This is a genomic window from Halopseudomonas phragmitis (genome assembly GCF_002056295.1).
Classification (GTDB): domain Bacteria; phylum Pseudomonadota; class Gammaproteobacteria; order Pseudomonadales; family Pseudomonadaceae; genus Halopseudomonas; species Halopseudomonas phragmitis.
Map to the genome: position 1 here is coordinate 1624915 of NZ_CP020100.1, position 26846 is coordinate 1651760.

Here is a 26846-nt window from a genome sequence, read left to right on the forward strand (position 1 = left end):
ACTTGATAAAAAAGTGGACATGGAATGACTAAAGCGACCAGCTTGCGCAAGTGGATGTGGCGGGCCTTTGTACAAAGCGCCCTGATCCCTCTAATTCTTGTCGAGACGGTGCTGGTAGCGGCCTACCTGTTGACCAACGCAGCGATTCGCGATGCCCAGATCGAGCATTTGCGCCAGGCCGCGCTCAGTGACCTGCAAACTTCGGCTGGCCAGGAGGCCGAATTGGTCAGCCAGCGCCTGCAGCACATCAGCGACCTGACTGCCCTGTTCGGCGGCCAGGTGGAGGACGTCCTGACTCGTCCTGACGTGTTTGATGATGCCCAGGAGCGGGCACGCTGGGAGCGCGATGCCAACAATGTTCTCTACAGCCGCAGCGATGATGGTCGGGCGGCAGTGTTCTACTCGGCGGTGACCCCGCCTGAGCGCCAGGACCTGGACAAGGTCATGCGGGTGGCCCAGCTCGACCGGCTGATGAAAGATACTGAGGAGCGCAACAGCCTGGTGGCGGCGGTCTATTTCAACACGCATGACAGCTACAACCGGATCTGGCCCTGGTTCTACACTCCGGACCAGTATCCCTACGACATGGATATTCCGCGCTACAACTTCTATTACCTGGCCGATGCCGAGCACAATCCTGAGCGGCGGGTGGTCTGGACCGACATTTATGTTGATCCGGCCGGGCAGGGCTGGATGATGTCGGCGCTGGCGCCGGTCTATCGTGGCGACTTCCTTGAGGGTGTCGCCGGACTGGACATCACCGTTGGCAACGTCCTTCAGGAAATTTCCAGCCTGCGGGTGCCCTGGGGCGGTTATGCCATGTTGGTCAGCGACGAGTTGAACATCATGGCACTGCCAGCCTCCGGCGAGGCTGATCTGGGCCTGACCGAGTTGACCGACTTCAGTTACGACGAAGCGATTCGCCAGGAAATCTTCAAGCCGTCTGACTTCAATCTGAGCAAGCGCGGCGACACTCGTGATCTGGCCGCTCTGGTAGCCAGTCAGGGTGAAGGGGTTGAGCCTGTGCGGTTGGGTGGGCGCAGTCAGCTGGCGGCCTGGGCAACCATTCCCGAGACCGGCTGGAAACTGATTACCGTAGTCGATGAGGCCGAGGTATTTCGCCAGACCAATGATCTGGCCAGTCATTTTCAGCGGATCGGCTATCTGCTGATCGCCGGGCTGGTGCTGTTCTATCTGCTGTTCTTTGCCGGCATGTGGATTCGTTCGCGCCAGCTCAGCCATCAGTTGGAGCAACCGATTGCCGGCGTTGGGCGGATGATGAGCGAGATTGGCGAGGGCAACTGGTTCCCTGAGCGTCAGGCCTCACCGATCAGTGAGCTGGATCAGATGGCCTCCACCACTGTGGCCATGGGCCGACAACTGGCCGACAGCGAACAGCAGCGTCAGCAGGCCAGTGACCAGTTGGAGCGAGTTTTGGAGTCGACTACTGAAAGTCTTTGGGAGGTCGATCTGGACCAGCGCGAGGTTCAAATCCAGGGGCGCTTGCCCGAACGTCTGGGGTTGGAGGCTACCCGCTTGCCGCTGGAGCGGTTCTTCCAGCGGATTCACCCCGATGACCTGATGGCCGCGCGCGACAGCCTGGCGCCCAGCCGGCTCAACCAGCGGCTGGAAGCCGAGTATCGGCTGCGTGACAGTGCCGGGCAGTATCACTGGGTGCTGGGTCGGGGCCGAGTGGTCGGTACCAGCGACAGTGGCCAGCGGCCGCTGCGGGTGGCCGGAACCCATGTCGATATCGATGCGATCAAGGCGACTCAGGAGGCCTTGCGTTCTGCCAGCAAGCAGGCGCAAACCGCCAATATCGCCAAGAGCCGCTTTCTCTCGAGCATGAGTCATGAACTGCGCACCCCGCTCAACGTGATCCAGGGCTTTGCCCAGTTGCTGGAGCTGGATCTGGAGAAACGCGGCGATGATGCCAAGTTGCGTCGCCAGGTCGAGCAGATCCTGCATGCCAGCCAGCATCTTGGTTCGCTGATCGACGACGTGCTGGACCTGGCCCGGATCGAGGCTGAGCGGCCACAGGTTCATCTGGAAACTGTCGATGCCCGGCAGTTAGTACTCGAATGTGTGGAACAGGTGCGTCCCGAGCTGGAAGCCGCCAGCCTGAGCCTGGATAATTTGTTGCCCGAGCAGCCGGTGCTGGTAGTGGCCGATGTCAGGCGCCTGCGCCAGGTACTGCTCAATCTGCTCAGCAACGCCATCAAGTACAACCGCCCGCAGGGTAGCGTCAGCGTCAGTTGCGAACCCGTTGGAGACCTCTGGCAGGTACGGGTCAACGACAGTGGCCGGGGCATCAGCCTGACCAATCAGACCATGCTGTTCAAACCGTTCCAGCGTCTGGGGCATGAGAACAGCACTATCAAGGGCACCGGTATTGGTCTGGCGCTGTGCAACGAACTGGCCGGACTGATGGGCGGACGCATGGGCTGCAGCAGCCAGGAAGGGATTGGCAGCAGCTTCTGGATAGAACTGCCGGCGGCCCCCGCTCCCGGCAGCCGAACCAGTGATGATCAAGCGACGCAGAGTGGTCTGCTGAATGTGGTCTACGTTGAGGATGATCGTTCCAGTCAGATCCTGGTTGAACATGCGCTGAGCGGACTGGCGCGGGTCACCCTGATCGAGAATGGCCTTGAGGCCCTGCATCTGATTACCGAGCGCCCACCCGAGGTGTTGCTGCTGGATATTGACCTGCCAGACATGCAGGGCGATCGTTTGCTGCGTTCATTGCGCAGCAGCGCCAGAACCCGGGATATTCCGGTGATCGTGATCAGTGCCGGCGCTCTGCCGGAAGACCGCGAGCGGGTCAACGATCTGGATGTGTTGCGCTACCTGACCAAGCCGCTGCAGATCCATGATCTGCGTGAAGCGTTGCAGCAGGTGCAGCGCCAGTTGGCCTGAGTATCGTTACCTGAGATCAGTTCGTGCGCGCTGAAGGGCACGGGATTCTGGAGTCTGCATGAGTGCAACCACGGCTCGCCATGGCGTCATCCTGGCGCTGCTGGCCTATGCCCTGTGGGGCGTCACGCCGCTGTACTTCAAGCTGTTGGCCAGTTTGCCGGCCAGCGAAATCATGGGCCAGCGGGTGCTCTGGTCCTGCGTGTTCGCCTCGCTGCTGATCGTTCTGCTACGCCGTGGCGCCGCCCTGAGCGAATTGCTGCGCCAACCTAGGCGACTGCTGATGCTGACCGCCAGCGGCCTGCTGATCGGCTTCAACTGGTTGGTATTCATCTGGGCGGTGAACAATGACCAGATGCTCGACGCCAGTCTGGGCTACTACATCAATCCGCTGGTTAACGTATTGTTGGGGCTGCTGTTTCTCGGTGAAAGACTGCGTCGCCTGCAATGGCTGGCGGTTTTGCTGGCCAGTGCCGGGGTGGTGCTGGAGCTACTGAAGCTTGGTCGCATGCCTTGGGTTGCCATGGCGCTGGCGTTGAGCTTTGGCTTTTACGGACTGTTGCGCAAGAAGGTGGCGCTGGATGCCCTGAGCGGCATGTGGGTCGAAACCGCGCTGCTGGTGCCGCTGGTGCTGATCTATCTGTTTTTCTTTATCGATGCCCAAACCCTGAGTCCGGCGCTGTACAGCGGCCCGCTCGGTTGGTGGCTGGTGGCCGCCGGGCCGGTGACGATGATACCGCTGATGTGCTTCGCCGCTGCGGCTACCCGGATTCCGCTGTCGATGCTGGGGTTCTTCCAGTACATCGCCCCCAGCATGGTGTTTATTCAGGCGGTATGGCTGTTCGGCGAGGCCTTGACCTTTGAGCGGGTGCTGACCTTTATCTGCATCTGGACCGGACTTTTGATCTACAGCCTGGATGTGTGGCGGGCCCATCGTCAGAGCCGATTACTGCAAAGCTGAGGCGCCCCAAGGCTTAACACCAGACCAACCCTTGGCAAGGTGACTTCTTCAGCGCGTCGAGGCGGGTGGCTAATGTGCCGCAATGGAGCACATTCGAATGTTGATCCTTCAGATCACTGCGCATCCAGATGAATTTCCACCATCAGGTCGTCGGCCAGGCTTTCCAGGTCGCGGCGCAGGGCGGCCAGGTCGGTTTGCGGGTAAACGCCCAGATGGGCTTCGGCCTTGAACAGCAGGTCGGCGCTCATCGGGGCCGGGGTGCATTCGGTTTCCAGGCTTTCGACATTGACGCCGTGGCGGGCCAGTATCTGGGATACTTCGTGGACGATGCCGGGGCGGTCATTGCCCAGCAGGTTGAGCCGCAGGCTGGACTGTGCCGGGCTTTCGGCCTGGCCGCTGACGGCGACCTGAATATTGATACCCTGGTGCGACAGCGCTTCCAGATCGATGCGCAGGGCTTCCACCTTGTCGCTGGCGATATCCACCCGCAGGATCCCGGCGAACTGGCCGGCCATGCGGGCCATGCGGCTTTCCAGCCAGTTGCCGCCATGGCGGTTGATAGTCTGGGCGAGGCTTTCCACCAGGCCGGGTTTGTCGGCACAGATCACGGTCAGTACGAGTGGAGTAGTCATGGAGTTGCTCCTGTCTTGGTGGTGGGCGGCTGCTGAATCAGGTCAGCCACTCAGTCATGGTAGTAGCGGCCATCGCCACTGGCGATCATGTCTCGGCACACCGCTTCCAGATGTTCAAAGTCGTATTCGGACAGGCCGACGTATTCGAGGATAGGTTCGGCCACGGCGTTCCACTCATGGTCGACGCTCTGGTTACCCAGCACCCGATAGGCCTGGCAGATGTGTTCAGCCATTTTCAGAATCGCCAACAGGTTTTTCAGCTGGGCGTCATTGCTGCCCTGTTCCTGAAATGTCTGCCGGGCGTTGTGATGGCTGGCGATCGCCTCACACAGGTGACGCGGCAGGCGCCAGGACTTGGCGGTGAAGTAGCCGACTACGGCGTGGTTGGTGTTGAGTCGGTGGTTTTCGACATCGACGATACGTTGGCCACTTTCGGCGTAGGACTCTTCCATTACCTCAATGTAGTAGGGGAAGCGGCTGAGCATCAGCGGGATGCCACAGTTGTGGAACAACCCCAAGGCATAGGCCTCGTCCGGTTCGACGCAGCCGATCTTCTTGGCCAGGGTCATGCAGGTCATGGCGACATCCTGGGCGCTGTCCCAGAACCGGTTGAGGTTGATGATGTTTTCATCGGTCAGCTCGCCGCGGATCGACTGGGCGTTGACGATGTTGATCACCCGTTTGACCCCGAGCAGGTTGACTGCCTGCTGGATCGAGGTAATCCGGTTGGCCAGCCCGAAGAACGGCGAGTTGACGATCTTCAGCAGGCTACCGGCCAGTCCCGGGTCCTGGCTGATCAGCCGGGCAATGACCTTGAGGTCAGGATCGGGCATGACCTGCTCCATCTGCAGATCGACCATGATCTGCGGCTGTGGCGGCACGCTGATGCCCTGCAAGGCGTGGCGGATCTGGTCCTCAGTGAGTTCCTGGGTCATCGTCGTCTACTTCGTGGCTAACGGATAGGATAGAAACTCCGAGTTTAGCCGGAGACTGGCCCGCTTGGCACCCTGTATAATGGCCGATTGTTTCTTGAGGAGAGCCCCATGAGCTTGCCCAGTCTGCGCCTGAAATCCAATAGCGACCGCCGGATCAAGGCCGGCCACCTCTGGGTGTTCAGCAATGAGGTGGATACTGCCCAAACCCCGTTGACCCTGTTCGAGCCGGGCCAGGAAGTCAGCCTGGAAACCGCCTCCGGCAAATCTCTGGGGCTGGCCTGTGTAAGCCCCAACAATCTGATCTGTGCCCGCCTGCACAGTCGTGACAGCAAGCATCGGCTGGACAAGTCGTTGCTGGTGCACCGGATCAAGGTGGCCCTGAGTCTGCGCGAGAGGCTCTTCGATCAGCCGTTCTACCGGCTGGTCTATGGTGACTCGGATCTGCTGCCCGGGCTGGTAGTCGACCGGTTTGGTGATTATCTGGTGGTGCAGATTGGTACGCCGGGCATGGAGCGGGTGCGTGAGGCGATTGTCGAGGCGCTGGTTCAGGTGCTCAAGCCGGCCGGTATCCTGTTCAAGAACGACAGCGGTGCGCGGGCCCAGGAAGATTTGCCGTCCTACGTCGAGGCGGCTCACGGCGAGGTGCCCGAGCGAGTGGCGCTGATCGAGAACGGCGTGCGCTTCGAAGCCCCGGTCTGGACTGGGCAGAAAACCGGCTGGTTCTACGATCACCGCATGAACCGGGCGCGCCTTGCTCCTTACGTCAAGGGCAAACGGGTACTGGATCTGTTCAGTTATATCGGCGGTTGGGGGGTGCAGGCGGCGGCGTTTGGCGCCAGCGAAGTGATGTGTGTGGATATTTCCGCGCCGGCGCTGGATCAGGTCGAGCACAATGCCGAACTCAACGGCGTGGCGGAAAAGATGGCGGTGGTCGAGGGCAATGTGCTTGATGCCCTGCGCGAACTCAAGGCCGCCGACGAGCGTTTCGATGTGGTGATTGCCGATCCGCCGGCATTCATCAAGAAGCGCAAGGATATCCGCAATGGCGAACAAGCCTATCGGCGTCTGAATGAGCAGGCCATGCGTATGCTCAACAAGGACGGCATTCTGGTGTCGGCGTCTTGCTCAATGCATCTGGCCGAAGACAACCTGCGTGACATCCTCAATGCGTCGGCCCGGCATCTGGACCGGCATCTGGTGATCACCGAGCGAGGCTTCCAGGGTCCGGATCATCCGTTACATCCGGCGATCCCGGAAACCGGTTACATCAAGTCATTGTTTTGCCGGGTATTACCGGTCTGATCCAGGCTGAAAACTTGGGTCCTCGGGACGGTTCTATCAGCAATTGCTGTGCCGTGTTGCTTTGTGGAACAATGCATGAGTTATAAACGCAAGGGTAGCGGCTGTGATCGATCCTGATGGTTTTCGTCCCAATGTAGGCATCATCCTGACCAATGGGTTGGGGCAGGTGCTTTGGGCCAGGCGGATCGGCCAGGATGCCTGGCAGTTCCCGCAGGGCGGAATCCAACGCCATGAATCCCCCGAACAGGCCCTGTATCGGGAGTTGCATGAAGAGGTAGGGCTGCTGCCCGAGGATGTCGAAATCCTCGGTTGCACCCGTGGCTGGTTGCGTTACCGGCTACCGCAACGCTTGATTCGCAATCACTCCCAGCCGGTCTGTGTGGGTCAGAAGCAAAAGTGGTTCCTGCTGCGTCTGACCGCCAACGAAGAACAGGTGTGCATGACCAAGACCGCCAAGCCCGAGTTCGACGGCTGGCGCTGGGTCAGTTATTGGTATCCGCTCGGCCAGGTGGTGGCGTTCAAGCGTGATGTCTACCGTCGGGCCATGAAAGAACTGGCGCCCCGGCTACAGATCAGCGGCTTGCCGGGGTGCTGAGCATGCTCAACACGCTGCGCCGGATTGTTCAGGAGGTCAACGCTGCCAGGGATCTGCCAGCGGCACTGGACATCATCGTGCAGCGTGTCAGAGAGGCCATGGGCACTGAAGTGTGCTCGGTCTACCTGCTTGATCCTGATACCTCCCGTTACGTATTGATGGCCACCGAGGGCCTGAACAAGAGTGCCGTCGGGCTGGTGACGCTGGCCAGCAACGAAGGTCTGATCGGTTACGTCGGCACCCGCGAAGAACCGGTCAACCTGGAAGATGCGGCGGTCCACCCGAAATTCCGTTATTTTGCCGAAACCGGTGAGGAACGCTTCGCCTCGTTTCTCGGGGTGCCGATCATTCACCACCGCCGGGTGATGGGTGTACTGGTTGTGCAGCAGAAGGCTCGCCGCCAGTTCGATGAAGGTGAAGAATCTTTCCTGGTCACCATGAGTGCCCAGTTGGCCGGGGTTATCGCCCATGCCGAGGCCACCGGCGCGATCCGTGGCCTGGGTTGGGGCGGCGAGGTGGTTCAGGACACCCGCTTTGACGGTGTACCCGGCGCCCCGGGCGTTGCCATTGGTCAGGCGGTGGTCATTCTGCCCCCGGCCGACCTGAATGCCGTGCCGGACAAACCAGCTGTCGATATTGATGCCGAACTGGCGCTGTTTCGCACTGCGCTGGAGTCGGTGCGCCGCGACATGCAGACGTTGTCGAGCAAGCTGGCCAGCCAGTTGCGCCCCGAGGAGCTGGCGCTGTTCGATGTGTACCTGATGATGCTGGACGACGCCGCGCTAGGTAATGAGGTGGTGGCGATCATTCGCACCGGTCAGTGGGCCCAGGGCGCGCTGCGTGAAGTGATCAGCGATCATGTCGGCCGCTTCGAATTGATGGATGACCCCTACCTGCGCGAACGCGCAACCGACGTCAAGGATCTGGGGCGGCGGATTCTTGCCTACCTGCAAGAAGCCGGGCGCCAGGATCGGGTCTACCCCGAGCAGACCATTCTGGTCAGTGAAGAGATTACCCCGGTCATGCTGGGCGAGGTGCCCAAGGAAAAACTGGTGGGCCTGGTTTCGGTACTGGGATCAGGCAGTTCGCACGTTGCCATTCTGGCCCGGGCGATGGGGGTTCCCACGGTTATGGGGGCGGTCGATCTGCCCTATACCAGGGTTGATGGTCTGGAACTGATCGTCGACGGCAACCACGGTGAGGTCTATTCCAACCCCTCGCAGGAGTTGCGCAGGCACTATCTGGAACTGGTGCGCGAAGAGCGCGAACTGGTGCAGGGCCTGGAGAAGCTGCGTGAGGTGCCGTGCATTACCACTGACGGCCATCGCATGCCGTTGTGGGTAAACACCGGCCTGCTGGCCGATGTCGCCCGCTCGCTGGATCGCGGTGCCGAAGGGGTAGGGCTGTACCGCACCGAAGTACCGTTCATGATTCAGGACCGCTTCCCCAGCGAAAAAGAGCAGCAGGCGACCTATCGTGAGCAGTTGGAAGCCTTCCATCCGCTGCCGGTGACCATGCGTTCTCTGGATATTGGTGGTGACAAGGCGTTGACCTATTTTCCGATCAAGGAAGACAACCCCTTCCTTGGCTGGCGGGGGATCCGGGTTACCCTGGATCACCCGGAAATTTTTCTGGTTCAGACCCGGGCCATGCTCAAGGCCAGTCATGGGCTGAACAATCTGCGAATCATGCTGCCGATGATCAGCAGTATCTTCGAAGTCGAGGATGCACTGCATCTGATCCACCGGGCCTACAGCGAAGTGCTGGATGAGGGCGTGGATGTGCCCATGCCACCGGTCGGGGTGATGATCGAAGTGCCAGCAGCGGTCTACCAGGCCCGTGAATTGGTGCAGATGGTCGATTTTCTCTCGGTTGGCACCAATGACCTGACCCAATATCTGCTGGCGGTTGACCGCAACAACCCGCGCGTTGCCGATCTTTATCACTCCCTGCATCCTGCGGTGCTGCAGGCGCTGGTTAAGGTGGCTCATGCCTGCCGCGATGCCGGCAAGCCGATGAGCGTCTGCGGTGAGATGGCCGGTGACCCGGCTGCGGCAGTGCTGCTGATGGCGATGGGTTGTGATGTGCTGTCGATGAATGCCACCAACCTGCCCAAGGTGAAGTGGCTGCTACGGCAAATCAGCCTGGAAGACGCCAAGGCGCTGCTGGATGAAGTGCTGCTGCTGGACAACCCGCATCTGGTGCAAAGTACCCTGCATCTGGCGCTCAAGAACATGGGGCTGGGCAAGGTGCTCAGTCAGCGCTGATGCTGTCTTGGTAGGAGCGGCCCGCGGCCGCGATAGCTCAATCCTGTTCGCACATGCGAGGCGCTCCTACTGGTCTTTGCAGGCAAAACACCAACGCTGCTCGCCCAGCGCAACCCCCTCGGGGCCAAAGCGCTGCTCGATAAACACTACTTCACCATTGGCTTTAAGGCGCAGCAGACTGCTGGCCCGGGTGCCGTACTCGGCGCTGACGATGAATGCGGCGGACAGCAGCCGCTCCCACTCCAGGCTGATACCGGTGTCCGGCAGTTGTTCATCGGGGTAGGTGCGTGGGTCGGCAAGCAGTTGCAGCAGTTGCCGGTCATCGGCATGCAGGCGGGCTTCCAGGCCCTGGCGCAAGGCGACCAGTTTTGGCCAGGGGCTGTTCAGCCCGGCATTGGACAGCGCGTAGATGCCCGGACTTAATGATTCGGCCTGACCGCTGCGGCTATTCAGATGCCAGAGCTGCTGGCGGTCGCCCACCAGCAGGTTGAAGCCGGCATATTGTTCGGCATTCATGGCGACCTGTTGCAGATACTCGGCCGGTGATTGCTGGCCGGTCAGGTAGTCCAGCACCAGTGCGCCGCGTGACAACGGCCCTTTGCGCGCCCCCGGCGCCCGGATGTTGGTCAGGCTGGCGAAACGTCCCTGGCGGGTAATGCCCAGCCAGGTACCACCGGCCTCCAGGTCCTTGCCGGCCAGTAGCTCAGGGTGACCCTCCGGCTCCCAGAACTGCGCATTCCGGGTTGGGCGGGCATGAAATTCGTCGCGGTTGCCGAGCAGCAATAGCGGCTGGTCGGCGACTTGCCAGGCAAAGGCGATCAGGCACATGGGCACCTCCTTGAGCTAGTCAGTCTACGTTTAGTGGGACGATTCGGCTACACTAGGCGGCCGGTTGACTGCGGCCGGGATGAACGAACGGACTGCCTGGGGGCGTTGTGGAGTTTCTGATTTATCTGGTGCTGGGCGCCTGTGCCGGAGTGCTGGCCGGCCTGTTCGGCGTGGGCGGCGGGATAATCATTGTGCCGGTGCTGGTGTACAGCTTTACTCTTCAGGGCTTTGCGCCTGAAGTCATGACCCACATGGCCGTGGGGACCTCGCTGGCGACCATTGCCTTCACCTCGCTCAACGCCATTCGTACCCATCATCGCAAGGGTGCTGTGCTGTGGCCGGTGTTCGTCTGGATGACGTTTGGAATTTTGCTGGGTACCGTGCTGGGTGCGCTGACCGCTGCGCTGATCAGTGGCCCGGCATTGCAGAAGATCATTGGCGTATTCGCCATCGTCATGGCCATCCAGATGGGCTTTGAACTCAAGCCCAAGGCCAGTCAGGCCGTGCCGGGGCGGGCTGGACTGACCGGCGTGGGCGGGGTCATCGGCTGGGCCTCGGCGATTTTCGGGATTGGCGGTGGCTCGCTGACCGTGCCTTTCCTGGTCTGGCGCAGCGTGCCGATGCAGCAGGCGGTGGCGACCTCTTCGGCCTGCGGTCTGCCAATCGCCGTTGCAGGTTCGCTGAGCTTCATCTGGACAGGCTGGGCCAAGGCCGGCTTGCCGGATTGGAGTCTGGGCTTCGTGTATCTGCCGGCGCTGGTCGGGATCGCCGCCACCAGCATGTTGTTCGCTGGTTACGGAGCTTTGTTGGCACACAAGTTGTCACAACGTTTGCTCAAGCGTCTGTTTGCCCTTCTGCTATTTTGCGTGGGCATCAACTTTCTCATGTAGGGAGCATTCATGCTGGCTTACCCGCAAATCGACCCGGTGGCTTTGGCTATTGGTCCGTTGCAGATTCACTGGTACGGTTTGATGTACCTGATCGGTATTGGTGGCGCCTGGTGGCTGGCATCGCGCCGCTGGGCCGATTTTGCCCCGACCTGGAGTCGGGAAAAGCTCTCCGATCTGGTGTTCTGGGTCGCGCTCGGGGTGATTGCCGGTGGGCGTTTGGGCTATGTGCTGTTCTACGATCTGGCGGCCTATATCAATGACCCGACGCTGATCCTGCAAATCTGGAAAGGCGGTATGTCGTTCCATGGTGGATTGATCGGGGTGTTGCTGGCGGTGGCCTGGTTTGCCCGGCGCAACGGCAAGCGCTTCTTTGAGGTAATGGACTTTGTTGCTCCGTTGGTGCCGATTGGCCTGGGCGCCGGGCGCATTGGCAACTTCATCAACGCCGAGCTGTGGGGCAAGGCCTCCGACGTGCCCTGGGCCATGGTGTTCCCGACCGACCCGCTGCAACTGGCGCGGCATCCCTCGCAGCTGTATCAGTTTGCCCTGGAAGGTGTGGCGCTGTTCGCCATTCTCTGGATCTACTCGCGCAAACCACGCCCGACCATGGCTGTCAGTGGGCTGTTTGGGGTGTGTTACGGGGTGTTCCGTTTTATCGTTGAATTTGTCCGAGAGCCGGACGCGCATATCGGCTACCTGGCCTTCGACTGGTTCACCATGGGTCAGTTGCTGTGCATTCCGATGGTCGTCATTGGTGCCGGGATGATCTGGTTCGCCTATCGCCGGGAGGCAAAAATCGCATGAAACAGTATCTGGATCTGATGCGCCGGGTGCGTGAAACCGGCACCTTCAAGAGTGACCGCACCGGCACTGGCACCTACAGTGTGTTCGGCCATCAGATGCGTTTTGATCTCAGTGAAGGCTTTCCGCTGGTCACCACCAAGAAGTGCCACCTCAAATCGATCATTCATGAGCTGTTGTGGTTTCTCAAGGGCGACACCAACATCGCCTACTTGAAACAGCACGGGGTATCGATCTGGGATGAGTGGGCCGACGACGACGGCAATCTCGGGCCGGTCTATGGCTACCAGTGGCGTAGCTGGCCGGCGCCCAACGGCGAGGCTATCGACCAGATCAGCAAGCTGTTGCAGATGATCCGCAGCAATCCGGATTCACGTCGACTAATCGTCTCGGCCTGGAACCCGGCGCTGGTGGACGACATGGCGCTGCCGCCCTGTCATGCACTGTTCCAGTTCTATGTTGCCGACGGCAAGCTCAGCTGCCAGTTGTACCAGCGCTCAGCCGATATCTTCCTCGGTGTGCCGTTCAATATCGCCAGCTATGCGTTGCTGACGCTGATGATTGCTCAGGTCTGCGACCTGCAGCCGGGCGAGTTCATCTGGACCGGCGGTGACTGCCATCTGTACGCCAATCACCTGGAGCAGACCGATCTGCAGTTAAGTCGCGAGCCGCTGCCGCTGCCGACCATGCGCCTGAATCCCGGGGTGCGCGACCTGTTTACCTTCACCTTCGAGGACTTCACTCTGGAGAACTACCAGTGCCATCCGCATATCAAGGCGCCGGTGGCGGTATGAGTAGTCCACGCATCGCACTGATTGCCGCACTGGCGAGCAACCGGGTGATCGGTATCGACAACCAGTTGCCCTGGCATCTGCCGGAGGATCTGAAATACTTTCGGGCGCAGACCTGGGGCAAGCCGATCATCATGGGGCGCAAAACCTTTGACTCGCTGGGGCGGCCCTTGCCGGGACGCACCAACATCGTTGTCAGTCACCAGTCGGCTTTGCAGTTGCCCGGCGCTGTGGTGGTTACCAGCCCGCAGCAGGCGCTTGAGGTGGCGCGGCGACAGGCCGAGCTGGATGCGGTCGACGAGGTTATGGTGATTGGCGGTGAGATGCTGTATCGCGAGATGCTCGATCTGGCCGACCGGCTGTATCTGACCCGGGTCGAGCTGAGTCCGCAGGGCGATGCCTGGTTTCCACAGATCCCTGAGGGGGATTGGTCACTGGTTGAGCAGCGGGATGTACCGGCCGGCCCGGACTATCCCGCTCACAGCTATCAGGTGCTGGACAGGATCAGCGGCTGAGACTGGTCCAGCACTTCCTCCAGCGGGCGCGGCTTGCCGATCCAGTAACCTTGCAGATAGTGCCCGCCCCAGTGTGATAGCTGGTTGGCACACTGGGCGTTTTCCACGAAGTTGGCGGTCACCTGTTTACCCATTCCGCGTGACAAGTTGATGAGATTGCGCAGATAGTTGGCGTACTCGCTGTCATTACCGTCCTGCATACTCCGGGTATCCAGCTTGATGCCCTTGATCGGCAGGCGGGCCAGATAGCCGAGTGCTCCGTATTCCTCACCAAAGTGATCAAGCCAGATATCGACTCCCAGCTCACTGAGTCCCTTGCACAGCTTGCTGGCCTGGCTGGCGTGCTTGAGCAGGGCCTCTTCGCGTAATTCGAGCTGAACCATTCGCGGGTCGACTTTGCTTTTGGTCAGTAGCTGGCGCAGTTGGTCGGCAAAGCGCGGCTGCTTGAGTTCGCGGTCGCTCAGGTTGATCGACAGTCGGCAATTGATGCCTGCGTTCTGCCACTGCTGGACAGCCTCCAGCGCCTGGGCGATTACCCAGTGGCCCATCGGCAGAATCAGGCCACTGTGTTCGGCCAGCTTAAGGAAGGCGTCCGGCGTCAACAGTCCCAGTTGCGGATGCTGCCAGCGCAGCAGAGCTTCCCAGGCCACGGTGTCGCCCTGCTGGGTATCGACGATAGGCTGGTAGTGCAGACGGAACTGACCTTCCAGCAGGCCGTGACGCAGCCCCTGCTCGATATCCAGATTGGTCCGGGTATGGGCTTCTTCGCTTGGGCAATAGAAGCTGTAGCCGTTGCGGCCATTGGCCTTGGCCCGATACAGCGCCTGGTCGGCATGCTGCAGCAGTTCAGCGGCGGACTGGCCGTGTTCGGGATAGGTGGCGATGCCGACGCTGGCGGAAATCAGCAGATGATGGCCGCTCAGGGTGATGGGCTCGCTCAGGGTGTGAATGATCTTGCTGGCAATCAGCGCTGCGTCGTTGGGGTCATGCAGGTCATGCAGCAACGCGACGAATTCATCACCGCCGATCCGGGCGATCAGGTCATCCTGGCGCATGCTGCGGCGCAGCCGGTTGGCGATCACCGCCAGCAGCAGGTCACCCAGGCCATGGCCGAAGCTGTCGTTGATCTGTTTGAAGTAATCCAGGTCAATGTACAGCAGGGCAAAGCCTTCCTGGCTGCGCTTGCTGCGCAGCAACAGACGATCCAGTTCTTCTTCCAGCAGGGCTCGGTTGCCCAGCCCGGTCAGGGGGTCCTGCTTGGCCTGTTGGGCCAGACGCAGGCCACTGCTGCGGCGTGACTGGGCATGGATCAGGGCGCGCTGCAGAAGTTCGGCGTCCAGACGGGTGCGCTGCAAGATATCGTCGGCGCCATCTTCCAGCGCGCTGCTATCACTGTGCGCTGAGCCGCCGTCGCTGATCAGCAGGTACAGGGTGCCCGTGGCCACGCGTCGGGCATCGCGCAACAGGCCGAGATCATTGGGTAACAGACAGGCATGAAAGGCACCGCTGGCAAGGCGGTTGATGGCTTCTTTCGGGCGTGTACAGACCTCGACATCGAACGTCGTGTCGGGCAAATCCCGGCACAAGCTGAGCAGGTGCTCACGCTTGTCCTGATTCGTTTCAACCAGCAACAGCTTGCGGGCAGCGGTTTCCATTGGCTTCCATTTATGGAATTAAAGTGAAGCGTCCATGTAGGCGAGATGACATCATTATGTTAACGCCATCACAACTTGCATTCAGCACAAGCATGACATAACTGGCAAGTTTGTCCGACAAATGGTAGGGGAATTTGGGGCGGTTGACGGGGTTTTGACTGCTTTTGGCGAATTTCAGTATCTTGCTGGAAATATGACGCGGGCGAGGGCTCGCCCGCGTCATCGCTGGGGTAAGGGATCCCTGAAAACGTAGCCGAGGCAGGCAAGACAAGACAAAAACAGCCGAAAAAGCGCAGTTTACGTGTTGTAAATGAGCATTTTGAGGCTGTTTTTAACGCAGTATTGCCAACGCAGGTAGTTTTCCGGGGTTCCTTAATCTTCGAGCATGGCCTTATTGCGCACCGCACCCTTGTCGGCACTGGTGGCCAGCAGGGCGTAGGCCTTGAGCGCAGTAGTCACCTTGCGCGGACGTTGTTCAGCCGGTTTCCAGCCCTTGGCGTCCTGTTCGGCACGGCGTACGGCCAGTTCCTCATCGCTGACCAGCAGGTTGATGCTGCGCTTCGGGATGTCGATCAGGATTTTGTCGCCGTCACGCACCAGGCCGATGGCGCCGCCCGCAGCCGCTTCCGGCGAGGCATGACCGATCGACAGGCCCGAGGTGCCGCCCGAGAAGCGCCCATCGGTCAGCAGGGCGCAGTCCTTGCCCAGGCCTTTGGATTTCAGGTAGCTGGTTGGGTAGAGCATTTCCTGCATGCCCGGGCCGCCCTTGGGGCCTTCGTAGCGGATAATGACAATATCGCCCGCTTTGACCTCGTCGGCCAGAATACCTTTGACCGCGCTGTCCTGACTTTCATAGATCTTGGCCCGGCCTTCGAATACATGGATGGATTCATCCACGCCGGCAGTTTTCACTACGCAGCCATCTTCGGCGATGTTGCCGTAGAGTACCGCCAGGCCACCTTCCTGCGAGTAGGCATGGGCAACACTGCGGATGCAGCCGTTTTCACGGTCATCGTCCAGACTGTCCCAGCGAGTGCTCTGGCTGAACGCTACCTGGGTCGGGATACCGGCCGGACCGGCCTTGAAGAAGGTGTGTACGGTCTCGTCGTCGGTCTGGGTGATATCCCACTGGGCGATAGCTTCCTCCATGCTCGGGCTATGCACGGTCGGTACATCGGTGTGTAGCAGCCCGCCGCGGGCCAGCTCACCGAGGATCGAGAAGATCCCGCCGGCGCGGTGCACGTCTTCCATGTGGTACTTCTGAATGTTCGGCGCCACCTTGCACAGTTGCGGCACCTTGCGCGACAGCCGGTCGATATCACGCAGGTCAAAGGCCAGTTCGGCCTCCTGGGCGGCGGCCAGCAGGTGCAGGATGGTGTTGGTCGAGCCACCCATGGCGATATCCAGGGTCATGGCGTTCTCGAAAGCCCTGAAGCTGGCGATATTGCGCGGCAAGACGTTCTCGTTGCCTTCGGCATAGTACTGACGGCACAGGTCGACGATCAGTCGGCCAGCGCGCAGGAACAGTTGCTCGCGATCGCTATGGGTGGCCAGGGTCGAGCCGTTACCCGGCAGTGACAGGCCCAAAGCCTCGGTCAGGCAATTCATTGAGTTGGCGGTGAACATGCCCGAGCAACTGCCGCAGGTCGGGCAGGCGCTGCGCTCGTACTCGGCGACGGTTTCGTCTGAGCAACTGTCGTCGGCGGCGGCGACCATGGCATCGACCAGATCCAGGCCGTGGTTGGCCAGTTTGGTTTTGCCGGCTTCCATCGGTCCGCCGGAGACGAACACCACCGGAATGTTCAGGCGCAGCGCGGCCATCAGCATGCCGGGGGTGATCTTGTCGCAGTTGCTGATGCAGACGATGGCGTCGGCGCAGTGAGCGTTGACCATGTACTCGACCGAGTCGGCGATGATCTCGCGCGAGGGCAGCGAATAGAGCATGCCGTCGTGACCCATGGCGATGCCGTCATCTACCGCGATGGTGTTGAATTCCTTGGCCACGCCGCCGGCTTTTTCGATTTCCCGCGCGACCAGTTGACCCAGATCCTTCAGGTGCACGTGGCCGGGCACGAACTGGGTAAAGGAGTTGGCGATGGCGATGATCGGCTTCTTGAAGTCCTCGTCCTTCATCCCGGTGGCACGCCACAGCGCGCGGGCGCCGGCCATGTTGCGGCCGAAGGTGGAGGTTTTCGAGCGGTAATCAGGCATGACGGTGATCTCGTTGTGTTCCGTAATCTGTCAAGCATACCAATTCGGCGAGTGGCTTGCAGTAGCGGGGAGACGGTGCTATTAGGTCTGGCTCTTTTTATTTCTATAAAGAATATAAAAATTCCAAAATAGTATTTATGGTTATAATTGGGCTGATCTAGTATCTGCTCGTCGACACCCGCGTGGTGTTGTCCATAACGAACTTCGGAGCCAGCCATGACCGCTACCAACACTGTTAATGCGGCGGCGGATGACCAGCGGGTGATAGCGGCGATTGCCGAGGCGTTGAAGAACATTCAGTTCGGCGCCGTGGAAATCACCCTGCATAACGGTCAGGTGGTACAGATTGAACGCAAGGAAAAGTTTCGCTTTCAATCGCCGCCGACCAGGACGTCCTGAAGCACCCGACCACGGGATATTGTCGCCAGACCCCTAAACAACCCCGCCGACTGGAACACCAGAGGCGTGTGAAGCCAACACGTAACTACTATTGGAGCTTCCCATGACCTCGCTCGCTTATGCCGGTCAACGCTGTCGACCCTGTAGCCGCGCTTCTCACCGAATGTGATCGCTGAGCGTTCACACCGTACCCCAGCGCCATCTTGGCGCTACGAGAAATGTATCTGCAGAGTGCACACACCATGAAAAAGTTTTTCCGCAAGACCCTGATTGCTGGCGGCCTGGCCGCTCTGGTATCCGCTTCGGCCCTTGCCCAGACGGTCAACCTACTCAATGTGTCCTATGACCCTACCCGTGAGTTCTACCGCGAGTACAACACTGCGTTCAGCCAGTACTGGCAAGAGTCCAAGGGGCAGCGTGTCAACGTGCGTCAGTCGCATGGTGGCTCCGGCTCGCAGGCGCGCTCGGTGATCGACGGGCTGGATGCCGATGTGGTGACCCTGGCGCTGGCCTATGACGTGGATGCGCTGCGCCAGAACGGTGAGCTGATTCCCGATGGCTGGCAGGATCGGCTGGAACGCAACAGCTCGCCCTATACCTCGACCATCGTGCTACTGGTGCGCAAGGGCAACCCGAAGAACATCAAGGACTGGGACGACCTGGTGCGCGATGACGTGCAGGTAATTACTCCCAACCCGAAAACCTCCGGTGGGGCCCGCTGGAACTACCTGGCGGCCTGGGGCTATGCGCTGAAACAGAACGGCGGTGACCAACAGAAGGCCTACGACTTTGTTCGTCAGATCTATGCCAACGTCCCGGTGCTGGATCCGGCGGCCCGCGGCGCGACCAACACCTTTGTCCAGCGCGGAATTGGTGATGCCTTTATTGCCTGGGAAAACGAGGCTTTCCTTGCGGTAGAGCAGCTGGGTCAGGGCCAGTTCGAGATCGTGGTGCCCTCGGTAAGCATTCTGGCCGAGCCGCCGGTCACCGTGGTGGACAAGAATGTTGATCGCAAGGGCACCCGCGAGGTCGCCGAAGGCTATCTGCAGTACCTGTACAGCGATGAAGCCCAGCGTTTGGCCGGCAAGCATTATTACCGTCCAAGTGATCCGAAAATCGCTGCCGAGTTCGCCGATCGCTTCCCTAGCGTCGAGTTCTTTACTGTCGATGAGGTGTTTGGTGGCTGGCAGAACGCGCAGGACACTCACTTCAACGATGGTGGCCAGTTCGACAGCATCCTGGAATCGATTTCCCGGCGCTGACAACGGCTGAAACCAACCCGGGCGCCATACGCCCGGGCTTTTGTCTGAGGTGATCTATGTCCCTGGCTGCAAAGAAGCGCCGCGTCATACCCGGTTTCGGGCTGACCATGGGCTTTACCCTGTTGTACCTGAGCTTCATCTTTCTCATTCCAGTGGGTGGCCTGCTGCTCTACACCTCGCTGATGAGCTGGGATGACTTCTGGCGCGCTGTCAGCCATCCGCAGGTGGTGGCTTCCTACAAGCTGTCGTTTGGCGCCTCGTTGATCGGCGCCACCATCAATCTGGTGTTTGGCGCGCTGGTGGCCTGGGTGCTGGTGCGTTACAGCTTCCCCGGCAAGAAAATCGTTGATGCGCTGGTAGACCTGCCGTTTGCCCTGCCAACCGCAGTGGCCGGGATTGCGCTGGTGACCCTGTATGCCTCCAGCGGCTGGGTCGGCCAGTACCTGCAGGTGGCCGGGATCAAGGTGGCCTACACCCAGCTTGGTGTGGTGGTGGCGCTCACCTATATCGGCCTGCCCTTTGTGGTGCGCACCGTGCAACCGGTGCTGGAAGACCTGGAGGCTGAACGCGAAGAGGCCTCGGCCAGTCTGGGCGCCAGCCGCTTTACCACCATCCGCCGGGTGATTCTGCCGGCACTGTTGCCGGCGCTGCTGACCGGTTATGCCCTGGCTTTTGCCCGCGCGGTGGGTGAGTACGGCTCGGTGGTGTTCATTTCCGGCAACATGCCCTACCGCACCGAGATCACACCGCTGCTGATCGTCGCCAAGGCCGAACAGTACGACTACAACGGCGCCGCTGCGATCGGTACGGTGATGTTGCTGGCGGCCTTTGCCCTGCTACTTCTGATCAATGGTCTGCAATGGTGGACCCAGCGTCGCGGCCTGTGAGGACTCTCCTGTGACAACACAAACCTCTACTTATGTAGCCAATCCTGAACTGGCCGCACGCTGGCGCCGCGCCACGGAAGAACCGCTGTGGGTGCGCTGGACCCTGATCGGTATAGCCCTGACCTTTCTCGCGCTGTTTTTGGTACTGCCGCTGGCGGTAGCGCTGTATGGCGCCTTTGAACAGGGGCTGCAGGTCTGGTGGGCAGCGATCAACGAGCCGGATGCGCTAGCCGCCATCCGGCTGTCGTTGCTGGTGGTATTGATCGTCGTGCCGATCAACATGGTGTTTGGCGTGGCGGCGGCCTGGGCGATTGCCAAGTTCGAGTTCCGTGGCAAGCCGATTCTGATATCACTGATCGATATGCCCTTTGCCATCTCGCCGGTGGTGGTCGGGCTGATCTTCGTCATCCTGTTCGGCTCCCAGGGCTGGCTTGGTCCTTGGCTGGCGGCCCATGACCTGCGGATCATTTTTGCCGTCCCCGGCATCATCATCGTGATCGCCTTCGGCACCTTGCCGTTCATTGCCCGCGAACTGATCCCGCTGATGCAGCAGCAGGGCAAGGAAGAGGAGGAAGCCTCGCTGACCCTCGGGGCCAGCGGCTGGAAAACTTTCTGGTACGTAACCCTGCCGAATATCAAGTGGGGCCTGATCTACGGGGTGATCCTGTGTAACGCCCGGGCGCTGGGTGAGTTCGGTGCAGTAGCCGTGGTTTCCGGGCGGATTCGCGGTGAAACCAACACCATGCCGCTGCACATTGAGGTGCTTTACAACGAGTACATGTTCACCGCCGCCTTTGCCGTGTCGTCACTGCTGACCGGGCTGGCGCTGGTGACCATTGCAATCAAGAGTTTTGTCGAGTGGCTGGATGAGCGTCATGCGCAGGCTTGAGTCGTACCACCAGCATGTCGTCATTGCGAGGAGGCGTTTTATGCCGACGCGGCAACCCATGTCTGGCAGCAATGCGGTGCCTATGGATTGCCACGCCTCTACGAGGCTCGCAATGACGCCCCCTACACACGTCATTGCGAGGAGGCGTTTTTTGCCGACGCGGCAATCCATGCCTGGCAGCAATGCGGTGCCTAGGATTGCCACGCCTCTACGAGGCTCGCAATGACGATGTCTATTTATTCCCGGGACGAAAATCCAAATGAGCATTGAAATCGATCAGGTCAATAAACGCTTCGGCGACTTCGTCGCCGTCGACAACGTCAGCCTCACTCTCAATGACGGCGAGCTGACCGCATTGCTCGGGCCGTCGGGCTCCGGCAAGACCACCCTGTTGCGGATCATCGCCGGGCTCGAACAGCCAGACAGCGGTCGGATCCGTTTCCACGGTGAAGACACCACCGACCTGCACGTCAGTGACCGCGGGGTGGGTTTCGTGTTCCAGCACTATGCGCTGTTCAAGCACATGAGCGTGTTTGAGAACGTGGCCTACGGGCTGACCGTCAAACCGCGCCGCCAGCGCCCGAGCAAGGAAGAGATTCGCAAGAAGGTCATGCACCTGCTGGAAATGGTGCAACTGGACTGGACCGCCGATCGCCTGCCATCGCAACTGTCCGGCGGCCAGCGCCAGCGGATTGCCCTGGCCCGCGCCTTGGCGGTCGAGCCAAAGGTTCTGCTGCTGGACGAACCCTTTGGCGCACTGGACGCCAAGGTGCGCGCCGAGCTGCGCCGCTGGTTGCGTCGGCTGCATGACGAGATTCACGTCACCAGCGTGTTTGTCACCCACGATCAGGAAGAGGCGCTGGAAGTGTCTGACCGGGTGGTGGTGATGAACAAGGGCAAGGTCGAACAGGACGGTAGCCCGGAGAATGTCTATGACAACCCGGCCAACCCGTTCGTTTACCAGTTCCTCGGCAACGTCAATCTGTTCCATGCCCGGGTGCATGACGGTATTGCCCGTATCGGTGATGTGCATCTGGACGCACCCGAATATGCCGGCCAGCGTGAGAGCCAGGCGCTGGCCTATGTGCGCCCGCACGATATCGAAGTGCTGGATGGTCGCAGCGAGGGCGCGCTGCATGCCGAGATTGAGCTGGTTTCGGTAGTCGGGCCGACCGTGCGTCTGGAACTGCGCACCGACAACAGCGAGCGCGTCGTACACGCCGAACTACCCAAACATCGGTTTCGTGAGCTGGGGTTGGTACAAGGGGGCGACGCCTGGATCAGGCCGGTGAATACCCGGGTGTTTCTTGAGGATGGTGAACTGAACTCATCTGGCTGAAGAGCAGTAAAAGAGTGGGGCAGGGCTGGATCAGGGGTGGGGAACCGGCTAGGGTTGTGCTTCTACAGCGATCCACTGTGAGGAAGTCATGAGCAACGGCGTTTACACCCCACCCCGGGTCTGGACCTGGGACAAGGCCAACGGTGGCCAGTTTGCCAATATCAACCGGCCGGTGGCCGGGCCGACCCACGAGCGCGAGCTGCCGCGTGGCAAGCACCCGTTGCAGTTGTATTCGCTGGCCACGCCCAACGGGGTCAAGGTTACTATCCTGCTCGAAGAGCTGCTTGAGCTTGGCATCCAGGCGGCGGAATACGATGCCTGGCTGATCCGCATCAACGAGGGCGACCAGTTCGGCTCGGGTTTTGTCGAGATCAACCCGAACTCGAAGATTCCGGCACTGCTCGACCAGAGCATGGACCCGCCGCTGCGGGTGTTCGAGTCCGGCTCAATCCTGCTGTATCTGGCCGACAAGTTCGGTGCTTTTATTCCCCAGGATCTGGCCGGGCGCACCGAGTGCCTGAACTGGCTGTTCTGGCAGATGGGCAGCGCGCCGTTTCTTGGCGGTGGCTTTGGCCACTTTTACGCCTATGCCCCGGAGAAGTTCGAATACCCGATCAATCGCTACACCATGGAGGTCAAGCGCCAACTGGACGTACTCGACCGGCAACTGGCCGAGCAGCGCTATGTCGCCGGTGACCAGTACAGCATTGCCGATATGGCGATCTGGCCCTGGTATGGCGGGGTGGTGACCAATCAGGTGTATGGCGCCGCCGAGTTCCTCGACGCGCAGGGTTACAGCCATGTGCTGCGTTGGGTCGAGGAGGTTGGCCAGCGACCGGCGGTGCAGCGAGGGCGGATGGTCAATCGGACCTGGGGCGATGCAGACCAGCAGTTGCCGGAACGCCATGCCGCCAGCGACTTTGCCGGTTTGCGTGGGCAGCAGGGCTAACGGCCATGTGCGAGCTGCTGGGCATGAGCGCCAATGTTCCCACCGATATCTGCTTCAGCTTTTCCGGGCTGATGCAGCGCGGTGGGCGCACCGGGCCGCATTGCGATGGCTGGGGTGTGGCGTTTTATGAGGGCCGTGGTGTTCGCTGTTTTCATGACCCGGCGCCATGCCACAGCTCGGGGATTGCCAGGCTGATCGAAAGCTATCCGATCAAGTCCGAGAATGTCATCTGCCATATTCGTCAGGCCAATGTCGGGCGAGTCAGTCTGGCCAATACCCATCCATTTACCCGCGAGCTGTGGGGGCAGTACTGGAGCTTTGCCCACAATGGCCAGCTCGAGGGTTTCGTTGCCCAGCCCGGCCCGTTCCAGGCCGTTGGCGACACCGACAGCGAAGCCCTGTTCTGTGATCTGCTCAACCGCCTGCGCAGCCAGTTCAGTCAGTTGCCCGAACAGGCGGCACTGATGCAGGCCATCACCCGCGCCTGTACCGACTATGCCAGCCAGGGTGTCTGCAACCTGCTGCTGAGCAATGGCGACTGGCTGTTCACCCTGTGTACCAGCAAGCTGGCCTGGATTACCCGGCGGGCGCCTTTTGGTGCCGCGCAACTGAGTGATCTGGAGCTGGTGGTCGATTTTGGCGAGCACACCACGCCCAACGATGTCGTCACGGTGATTGCCACCGAGCCATTGACCAGCAACGAGCAGTGGACGTTGTACCAGCAAGGTGAGTGGCGGCTTTGGCACGGCGGAGAAACGCTGGCGTCGGGGCAGCTTGAGCTGGTTTGATTCCGGTATTGCTCATGCGCGAGAACTTAGCCTTGAACTTGTTTGGGGCAATTATGCCGGCGACCTATTGGTCGTCGGGCAGGTTGAGATCACCAGCCCGGATCAGGCCGTCGCGGCTGACCAGCAAGGCGAAATGCACGACGTTCTCCAGCTCCCGAGTGTTGCCAGGCCAGGTATGCGCCTGCAGGCGTTTAGCTGCGTGGTCATCGAACAAAGGGACAGGCAGTTCCAGACGCTGGGCATACATGGCGAGAAAGTATTCGGCCAGCGGAAGAATGTCGGCAACCCGCTGGCGTAGTGGCGGCAGCGCCAGGAAGCCTTCGTTCAGATATTCGTACAGATGCGCGTTGAATGTTCCGGCTTCAACGGCTCGCTCCAGATCAATGCTGGTGGCCACAACCAAGCGGACATCCACGGGGGTTGCGTTGCTGGCGCCTACCCGCAGAATTTCACGTGTTTGCAGGGCGGTCAGTAGCTTGCGCTGCAGGTGTTTGGGCAGATCGCCAATCTCATCCAGATACAGGGTGCCGCCGTTGGCAGACCCGTACCAACCGGTACGGCCGGCCTGACTGCGGACAGGGTGGCTGGGAACATAACCGAACAGTTCAGCTTCAGCCTGGTTGCCGATCAGGGCGCCGCAATTCACCGCCACAAATAGGCCTTGGCGCGCACTGGAGCGATGGATCTGGCGGGCCAGCAGTTCCTTGCCGGAGCCGGTTTCGCCCTGGATCAGAATAGGCAGCCCGGAAGGAGACAATCGTTCAAGTTCGCGGTGCAACTGCTGCGAGCGCGGGTCGACGAAGACCAGGGCCTTGGCGCGGATGCTCAGCGGGCTTCGGTCAGCGTCGGTAAAGGTCAGCAGGGCGCCTTCAGGGCCGGGAGATGGCATGGTGAGTCACTCCGTCAGGCCCGTTGCCGGGCCTGCTGTTCAATAAAATGCTGTAGTTGGTACAAATACCGGAAGCCGCCACTCCAGTGGGTAAAGCCGGCGCTGACATTGATATGGCCGGCCTGCTCGAGAATCACGCTGTGGCTGGCCCAGGACTGACTCAGTTCAATGGCGCGTTGCGGGCTGGCTGCCGGGTCATTGCTGGAGCCAACCAGCAGGCTAGGGAACGGCAACGGCTGCTGCGGAATCGGAGCGAAACCCTGAAGGGCTGGCGGGCAGTTCTCGCGCTCGACATCGGCCGGGGCAACCAGCAGGGCACCGCGAACCTGGGCCAAGGAACGGGCTTTGCTGCGACTGGCCCAGTGTGCGACGGTAATGCAGCCCAGGCTATGAGCAATCAGGATCACCGGTGTTGGTTCGGCCGTGATGGCGTGCTCCAGCCGGTCAATCCAGGCGTGAGGGTCGGGGTGTTGCCAGTCCGCTTGTTCCACGCGAGTAGTGTTGGGTAGTACCTGTTGCCAGTGGGTCTGCCAATGCTCGGGGCCGGAGCCCTGCCAGCCAGGCAGGATCAGATAGCGGGTAAGGGAGCTGGTCATGGTCATAACCTTTGCTATTTCAGAATGGCTCCAGTGTACGGTTTTTGGGGTCTAACAATAAGGAATATAAAATTATTTGCTTATTCTCATTTTGGAATAAAAAAGGCTCCAATAACGGAGCCTTTTTCGTTGCCAGGGAAGTTACAGCAATACGATGTTGTAGCTGATGATGGCCCTGACTTCGTCGATATCACGTTGCCCGGTGACATTGCTGCGCAGGCTGGCATGACGCAGCGACAGGCCAACATTCTTGAACAGGCCATCCTGGATGGTGTAGTCCAGGCGCAGGTCGCGCTCCCACTCGTTGTTGGCCCCGGAGACGTTGCTCTTGACGTTGCTGCCGCGCAGGTAGGTGGCGTTGGCGCGCAGGCCAGGTATGCCGGCCTGGGCGAAGTCGTAGCCATACCGGCCCAGCCAGGTGCGCTCGCCGGCACGCTGGAACTTGCCGATTTGCGAGTCGGTGATCAGGTAGGCAGTGGCGCCGTCGCCGTTGTTGATGAACGGGAAGTCGCTGTTGCCGCTCAGGTGCTGGTAGCCCAGCCCCAGGCTGTGGCCGCTCAGGCTGTAGGTGAACAGCGCGCTGGCGGCGCGGTTGTCGACCTTGCCGTTGTTGTTGACACCGCGTGCAGCGTAGCCCGCTTCCTGGCGCTTGTTGGCGCCATGGGCGTTGCTGTCGAAGTAGCGCAGATCGGTGCTGAGCTTGCCGGCACCGAGCCCTGTGTTGTGGACTGCACCGAGGTAATGCTGGCGGTAGTAGTCCTGCAGCTCTGCAAAGAAGTAGCTGGTGGTCAGGTTGCTGGTCAGCCTGTAGTCGCCACCGGCATAGCGGAACTGGTTGACCCGCTGGCTGCCGCCGGCAATGGTCAGGTTCTCATAGTCGCTGGAGGCCCGACCGCTGGCGCGCTCGATCTGACCCAGGTGCAGGGTCAGGTTGTCGATGTCGTTGGAGGTCAACTGGCCGCCGCGAAAGGTTTGCGGCAGCAGGCGGCCGTCATTCAGGCTCAGAACCGGCAGGCGTGGCAGCAGGGCGCCAATCTTCAGCTCGGTTTCGGCGACCTTAAGCTTGCCGGTCAGGTCCAGGCGGCTGAAGTTGCTGACCGCGCTGTTATCGCTTTTGAGCGGGAATACCGTACCGGGGTTGCGGCTGCGCCCGGCTTTGTCGGTGCGCCCGCCAGAGTCCAGGCGCAGACCCAGTTGCCCCAGTGCGTCGAGCCCGAGGCCGATGGTGCCCAGGGTATAGCCGGACTGGAAGTTGAGCAAAAAGCCTTGTCCCCACTCTTCGGCTTTGGAGGGCGCAGCGCTGCCGCTGCGGTTGTCCTGGTTGATGTAGAAATTGCGCAGGCCAAGGCTGGCCTTGCTGTCTTCGATGAAACCGCCCTCGGCCAGGGCGCTGGACGTAATGGTCAACAGGCCAGCGGCCACGGCGCTGGCGATCAGAGTTCTTTTCATGGTGTGCTCCAGACAAACGAAATTGGCAGAATGGCGCGGCAGTGAGGTTCGTGGTCGAGTGCGTGACTGGCCGGCATCAACACAGGTTGATGCCGGTAACATA

The 26846-nt window shown here is 60.6% G+C and carries 24 protein-coding genes; 16 read left to right on the forward strand and 8 right to left on the reverse strand.

Features of this window, described 5'->3' with window-relative positions; translation table 11 throughout:
• Nucleotides 1-24 precede the first annotated feature (24 nt).
• The gene (locus BVH74_RS07480) at nt 25-2916 is read left to right on the forward strand and encodes a hybrid sensor histidine kinase/response regulator (RefSeq protein ID WP_080049455.1); all 2892 of its coding nucleotides are present in this window, start codon (nt 25-27) and stop codon (nt 2914-2916) included.
• Nucleotides 2917-2974: 58 nt separating this feature from the next.
• Nucleotides 2975-3874, forward strand: coding sequence for an EamA family transporter RarD (gene rarD, locus BVH74_RS07485; protein ID WP_080049456.1), 900 nt, complete (start codon nt 2975-2977; stop codon nt 3872-3874).
• Nucleotides 3875-3987: 113 nt separating this feature from the next.
• Here the strand turns inward: rarD and BVH74_RS07490 are convergent, their stop codons facing one another.
• Nucleotides 3988-4506 (reverse strand): glycine cleavage system transcriptional repressor, encoded by a 519-nt coding sequence (locus tag BVH74_RS07490; RefSeq protein ID WP_080049457.1) that lies wholly within the window; start codon nt 4504-4506, stop codon nt 3988-3990.
• A 50-nt stretch (nt 4507-4556) separates the two neighbouring features.
• A complete protein-coding gene (locus BVH74_RS07495; RefSeq protein WP_080049458.1) occupies nt 4557-5441 on the reverse strand; it encodes an HDOD domain-containing protein in 885 nt (294 codons plus the stop codon).
• 108 nt (nt 5442-5549) lie between these two features.
• On the opposite strand from BVH74_RS07495, the gene BVH74_RS07500 reads away from it, so the two are divergent.
• From BVH74_RS07500 to ptsP, 3 genes are all read left to right on the forward strand, one after another.
• On the forward strand, nt 5550-6743 hold the full coding sequence (locus BVH74_RS07500) for a class I SAM-dependent rRNA methyltransferase (RefSeq protein ID WP_080049459.1): 1194 nt from the start codon (nt 5550-5552) through the stop codon (nt 6741-6743).
• Nucleotides 6744-6846: 103 nt separating this feature from the next.
• Nucleotides 6847-7338: an RNA pyrophosphohydrolase gene (locus tag BVH74_RS07505; RefSeq protein ID WP_080049460.1), complete on the forward strand. Its 492-nt coding sequence runs from the start codon at nt 6847-6849 to the stop codon at nt 7336-7338.
• A gap of 2 nt (nt 7339-7340) precedes the next feature.
• Nucleotides 7341-9605, forward strand: a complete 2265-nt coding sequence (gene ptsP / locus BVH74_RS07510; protein WP_080049461.1) for a phosphoenolpyruvate--protein phosphotransferase — start codon at nt 7341-7343, stop codon at nt 9603-9605.
• Nucleotides 9606-9671: 66 nt separating this feature from the next.
• Here the strand turns inward: ptsP and BVH74_RS07515 are convergent, their stop codons facing one another.
• Entirely contained in the window at nt 9672-10433 is a 762-nt protein-coding gene (locus BVH74_RS07515; protein WP_080049462.1) for an NRDE family protein, read from the reverse strand.
• Nucleotides 10434-10540: 107 nt separating this feature from the next.
• Between BVH74_RS07515 and BVH74_RS07520 the strand changes: the two genes are divergently transcribed.
• Genes BVH74_RS07520 through BVH74_RS07535 form a run of 4 tightly spaced genes read left to right on the forward strand, consistent with a single transcriptional unit; the run spans nt 10541 to nt 13430 of the window.
• Nucleotides 10541-11323: a sulfite exporter TauE/SafE family protein gene (locus BVH74_RS07520; RefSeq protein ID WP_080049463.1), complete on the forward strand. Its 783-nt coding sequence runs from the start codon at nt 10541-10543 to the stop codon at nt 11321-11323.
• Between the two features lie 9 nt (nt 11324-11332).
• Nucleotides 11333-12127, forward strand: coding sequence for a prolipoprotein diacylglyceryl transferase (gene lgt / locus BVH74_RS07525; protein ID WP_080049464.1), 795 nt, complete (start codon nt 11333-11335; stop codon nt 12125-12127).
• A complete protein-coding gene (locus BVH74_RS07530; protein WP_080049465.1) occupies nt 12124-12918 on the forward strand; it encodes a thymidylate synthase in 795 nt (264 codons plus the stop codon). Before lgt ends, BVH74_RS07530 begins: the two co-directional genes overlap by 4 nt.
• A complete protein-coding gene (locus BVH74_RS07535) occupies nt 12915-13430 on the forward strand; it encodes a dihydrofolate reductase (protein ID WP_080049466.1) in 516 nt (171 codons plus the stop codon). The genes BVH74_RS07530 and BVH74_RS07535 overlap by 4 nt, the downstream gene beginning before the upstream one ends.
• On the opposite strand, the gene BVH74_RS07540 is transcribed toward BVH74_RS07535, so the two are convergent.
• Both BVH74_RS07540 and ilvD read right to left on the reverse strand, forming a co-directional pair.
• Nucleotides 13403-15085, reverse strand: coding sequence for a putative bifunctional diguanylate cyclase/phosphodiesterase (locus tag BVH74_RS07540; protein ID WP_080049467.1), 1683 nt, complete (start codon nt 15083-15085; stop codon nt 13403-13405). The two genes, BVH74_RS07535 and BVH74_RS07540, sit on opposite strands and share 28 nt — an antisense overlap.
• 372 nt (nt 15086-15457) lie before the next feature.
• Complete coding sequence (gene ilvD, locus BVH74_RS07545; RefSeq protein ID WP_080049468.1) at nt 15458-17296, reverse strand: dihydroxy-acid dehydratase; 1839 nt, start codon at nt 17294-17296, stop codon at nt 15458-15460.
• Nucleotides 17297-17512: 216 nt separating this feature from the next.
• On the opposite strand from ilvD, the gene BVH74_RS07550 reads away from it, so the two are divergent.
• From BVH74_RS07550 to BVH74_RS07580, 7 genes are all read left to right on the forward strand, one after another.
• Nucleotides 17513-17695 (forward strand): DUF2292 domain-containing protein, encoded by a 183-nt coding sequence (locus tag BVH74_RS07550; RefSeq protein WP_080049469.1) that lies wholly within the window; start codon nt 17513-17515, stop codon nt 17693-17695.
• 242 nt (nt 17696-17937) lie between these two features.
• Entirely contained in the window at nt 17938-18957 is a 1020-nt protein-coding gene (locus BVH74_RS07555) for a sulfate ABC transporter substrate-binding protein (RefSeq protein ID WP_080051658.1), read from the forward strand.
• Nucleotides 18958-19019: 62 nt separating this feature from the next.
• A complete protein-coding gene (gene cysT, locus BVH74_RS07560; protein WP_373279488.1) occupies nt 19020-19844 on the forward strand; it encodes a sulfate ABC transporter permease subunit CysT in 825 nt (274 codons plus the stop codon).
• A 49-nt stretch (nt 19845-19893) separates the two neighbouring features.
• The gene (gene cysW / locus BVH74_RS07565; protein ID WP_373279489.1) at nt 19894-20733 is read left to right on the forward strand and encodes a sulfate ABC transporter permease subunit CysW; all 840 of its coding nucleotides are present in this window, start codon (nt 19894-19896) and stop codon (nt 20731-20733) included.
• Nucleotides 20734-20992: 259 nt separating this feature from the next.
• Nucleotides 20993-22072 (forward strand): sulfate/molybdate ABC transporter ATP-binding protein, encoded by a 1080-nt coding sequence (locus BVH74_RS07570; protein ID WP_080049472.1) that lies wholly within the window; start codon nt 20993-20995, stop codon nt 22070-22072.
• Between the two features lie 88 nt (nt 22073-22160).
• Nucleotides 22161-23021 (forward strand): glutathione-dependent disulfide-bond oxidoreductase, encoded by an 861-nt coding sequence (yghU, locus tag BVH74_RS07575; protein ID WP_080049473.1) that lies wholly within the window; start codon nt 22161-22163, stop codon nt 23019-23021.
• 5 nt (nt 23022-23026) lie between these two features.
• Entirely contained in the window at nt 23027-23809 is a 783-nt protein-coding gene (locus BVH74_RS07580) for a class II glutamine amidotransferase (RefSeq protein WP_080049474.1), read from the forward strand.
• Nucleotides 23810-23873: 64 nt separating this feature from the next.
• On the opposite strand, the gene BVH74_RS07585 is transcribed toward BVH74_RS07580, so the two are convergent.
• The 3 genes from BVH74_RS07585 to BVH74_RS07595 all read right to left on the reverse strand — a co-directional run bounded on the left by BVH74_RS07585 (nt 23874) and on the right by BVH74_RS07595 (nt 26743).
• Nucleotides 23874-24698 carry a sigma 54-interacting transcriptional regulator gene (locus BVH74_RS07585; RefSeq protein ID WP_080049475.1) on the reverse strand — a complete coding sequence of 275 codons (825 nt, stop codon included), beginning with the start codon at nt 24696-24698 and terminating at the stop codon, nt 23874-23876.
• 14 nt (nt 24699-24712) lie between these two features.
• The gene (locus BVH74_RS07590; protein WP_080051659.1) at nt 24713-25294 is read right to left on the reverse strand and encodes an RBBP9/YdeN family alpha/beta hydrolase; all 582 of its coding nucleotides are present in this window, start codon (nt 25292-25294) and stop codon (nt 24713-24715) included.
• A 141-nt stretch (nt 25295-25435) separates the two neighbouring features.
• Entirely contained in the window at nt 25436-26743 is a 1308-nt protein-coding gene (locus tag BVH74_RS07595) for an OprD family porin (RefSeq protein WP_080049476.1), read from the reverse strand.
• Nucleotides 26744-26846: the final 103 nt, after the last annotated feature.

Bases quoted from the DNA above. Each gene is read 5' to 3' on its own strand.
- BVH74_RS07480 (WP_080049455.1), top strand. From the start codon at position 25: ATGACTAAAGCGACCAGCTTGCGCAAGTGGATGTGGCGGGCCTTTGTA.
- ptsP (WP_080049461.1), top strand. From the start codon at position 7,341: ATGCTCAACACGCTGCGCCGGATTGTTCAGGAGGTCAACGCTGCCAGG.
- BVH74_RS07550 (WP_080049469.1), top strand. From the start codon at position 17,513: ATGACCGCTACCAACACTGTTAATGCGGCGGCGGATGACCAGCGGGTG.
- ilvD (WP_080049468.1), bottom strand. From the start codon at position 17,296: ATGCCTGATTACCGCTCGAAAACCTCCACCTTCGGCCGCAACATGGCC.
- yghU (WP_080049473.1), top strand. From the start codon at position 22,161: ATGAGCAACGGCGTTTACACCCCACCCCGGGTCTGGACCTGGGACAAG.
- BVH74_RS07585 (WP_080049475.1), bottom strand. From the start codon at position 24,698: ATGCCATCTCCCGGCCCTGAAGGCGCCCTGCTGACCTTTACCGACGCT.
- BVH74_RS07570 (WP_080049472.1), top strand. From the start codon at position 20,993: ATGAGCATTGAAATCGATCAGGTCAATAAACGCTTCGGCGACTTCGTC.
- BVH74_RS07535 (WP_080049466.1), top strand. From the start codon at position 12,915: ATGAGTAGTCCACGCATCGCACTGATTGCCGCACTGGCGAGCAACCGG.
- BVH74_RS07595 (WP_080049476.1), bottom strand. From the start codon at position 26,743: ATGAAAAGAACTCTGATCGCCAGCGCCGTGGCCGCTGGCCTGTTGACC.
- BVH74_RS07495 (WP_080049458.1), bottom strand. From the start codon at position 5,441: ATGACCCAGGAACTCACTGAGGACCAGATCCGCCACGCCTTGCAGGGC.
- BVH74_RS07590 (WP_080051659.1), bottom strand. From the start codon at position 25,294: ATGACCAGCTCCCTTACCCGCTATCTGATCCTGCCTGGCTGGCAGGGC.
- BVH74_RS07555 (WP_080051658.1), top strand. From the start codon at position 17,938: ATGAAAAAGTTTTTCCGCAAGACCCTGATTGCTGGCGGCCTGGCCGCT.
- BVH74_RS07530 (WP_080049465.1), top strand. From the start codon at position 12,124: ATGAAACAGTATCTGGATCTGATGCGCCGGGTGCGTGAAACCGGCACC.
- BVH74_RS07515 (WP_080049462.1), bottom strand. From the start codon at position 10,433: ATGTGCCTGATCGCCTTTGCCTGGCAAGTCGCCGACCAGCCGCTATTG.
- BVH74_RS07580 (WP_080049474.1), top strand. From the start codon at position 23,027: ATGTGCGAGCTGCTGGGCATGAGCGCCAATGTTCCCACCGATATCTGC.
- rarD (WP_080049456.1), top strand. From the start codon at position 2,975: ATGAGTGCAACCACGGCTCGCCATGGCGTCATCCTGGCGCTGCTGGCC.
- lgt (WP_080049464.1), top strand. From the start codon at position 11,333: ATGCTGGCTTACCCGCAAATCGACCCGGTGGCTTTGGCTATTGGTCCG.
- BVH74_RS07490 (WP_080049457.1), bottom strand. From the start codon at position 4,506: ATGACTACTCCACTCGTACTGACCGTGATCTGTGCCGACAAACCCGGC.
- BVH74_RS07540 (WP_080049467.1), bottom strand. From the start codon at position 15,085: ATGGAAACCGCTGCCCGCAAGCTGTTGCTGGTTGAAACGAATCAGGAC.
- BVH74_RS07500 (WP_080049459.1), top strand. From the start codon at position 5,550: ATGAGCTTGCCCAGTCTGCGCCTGAAATCCAATAGCGACCGCCGGATC.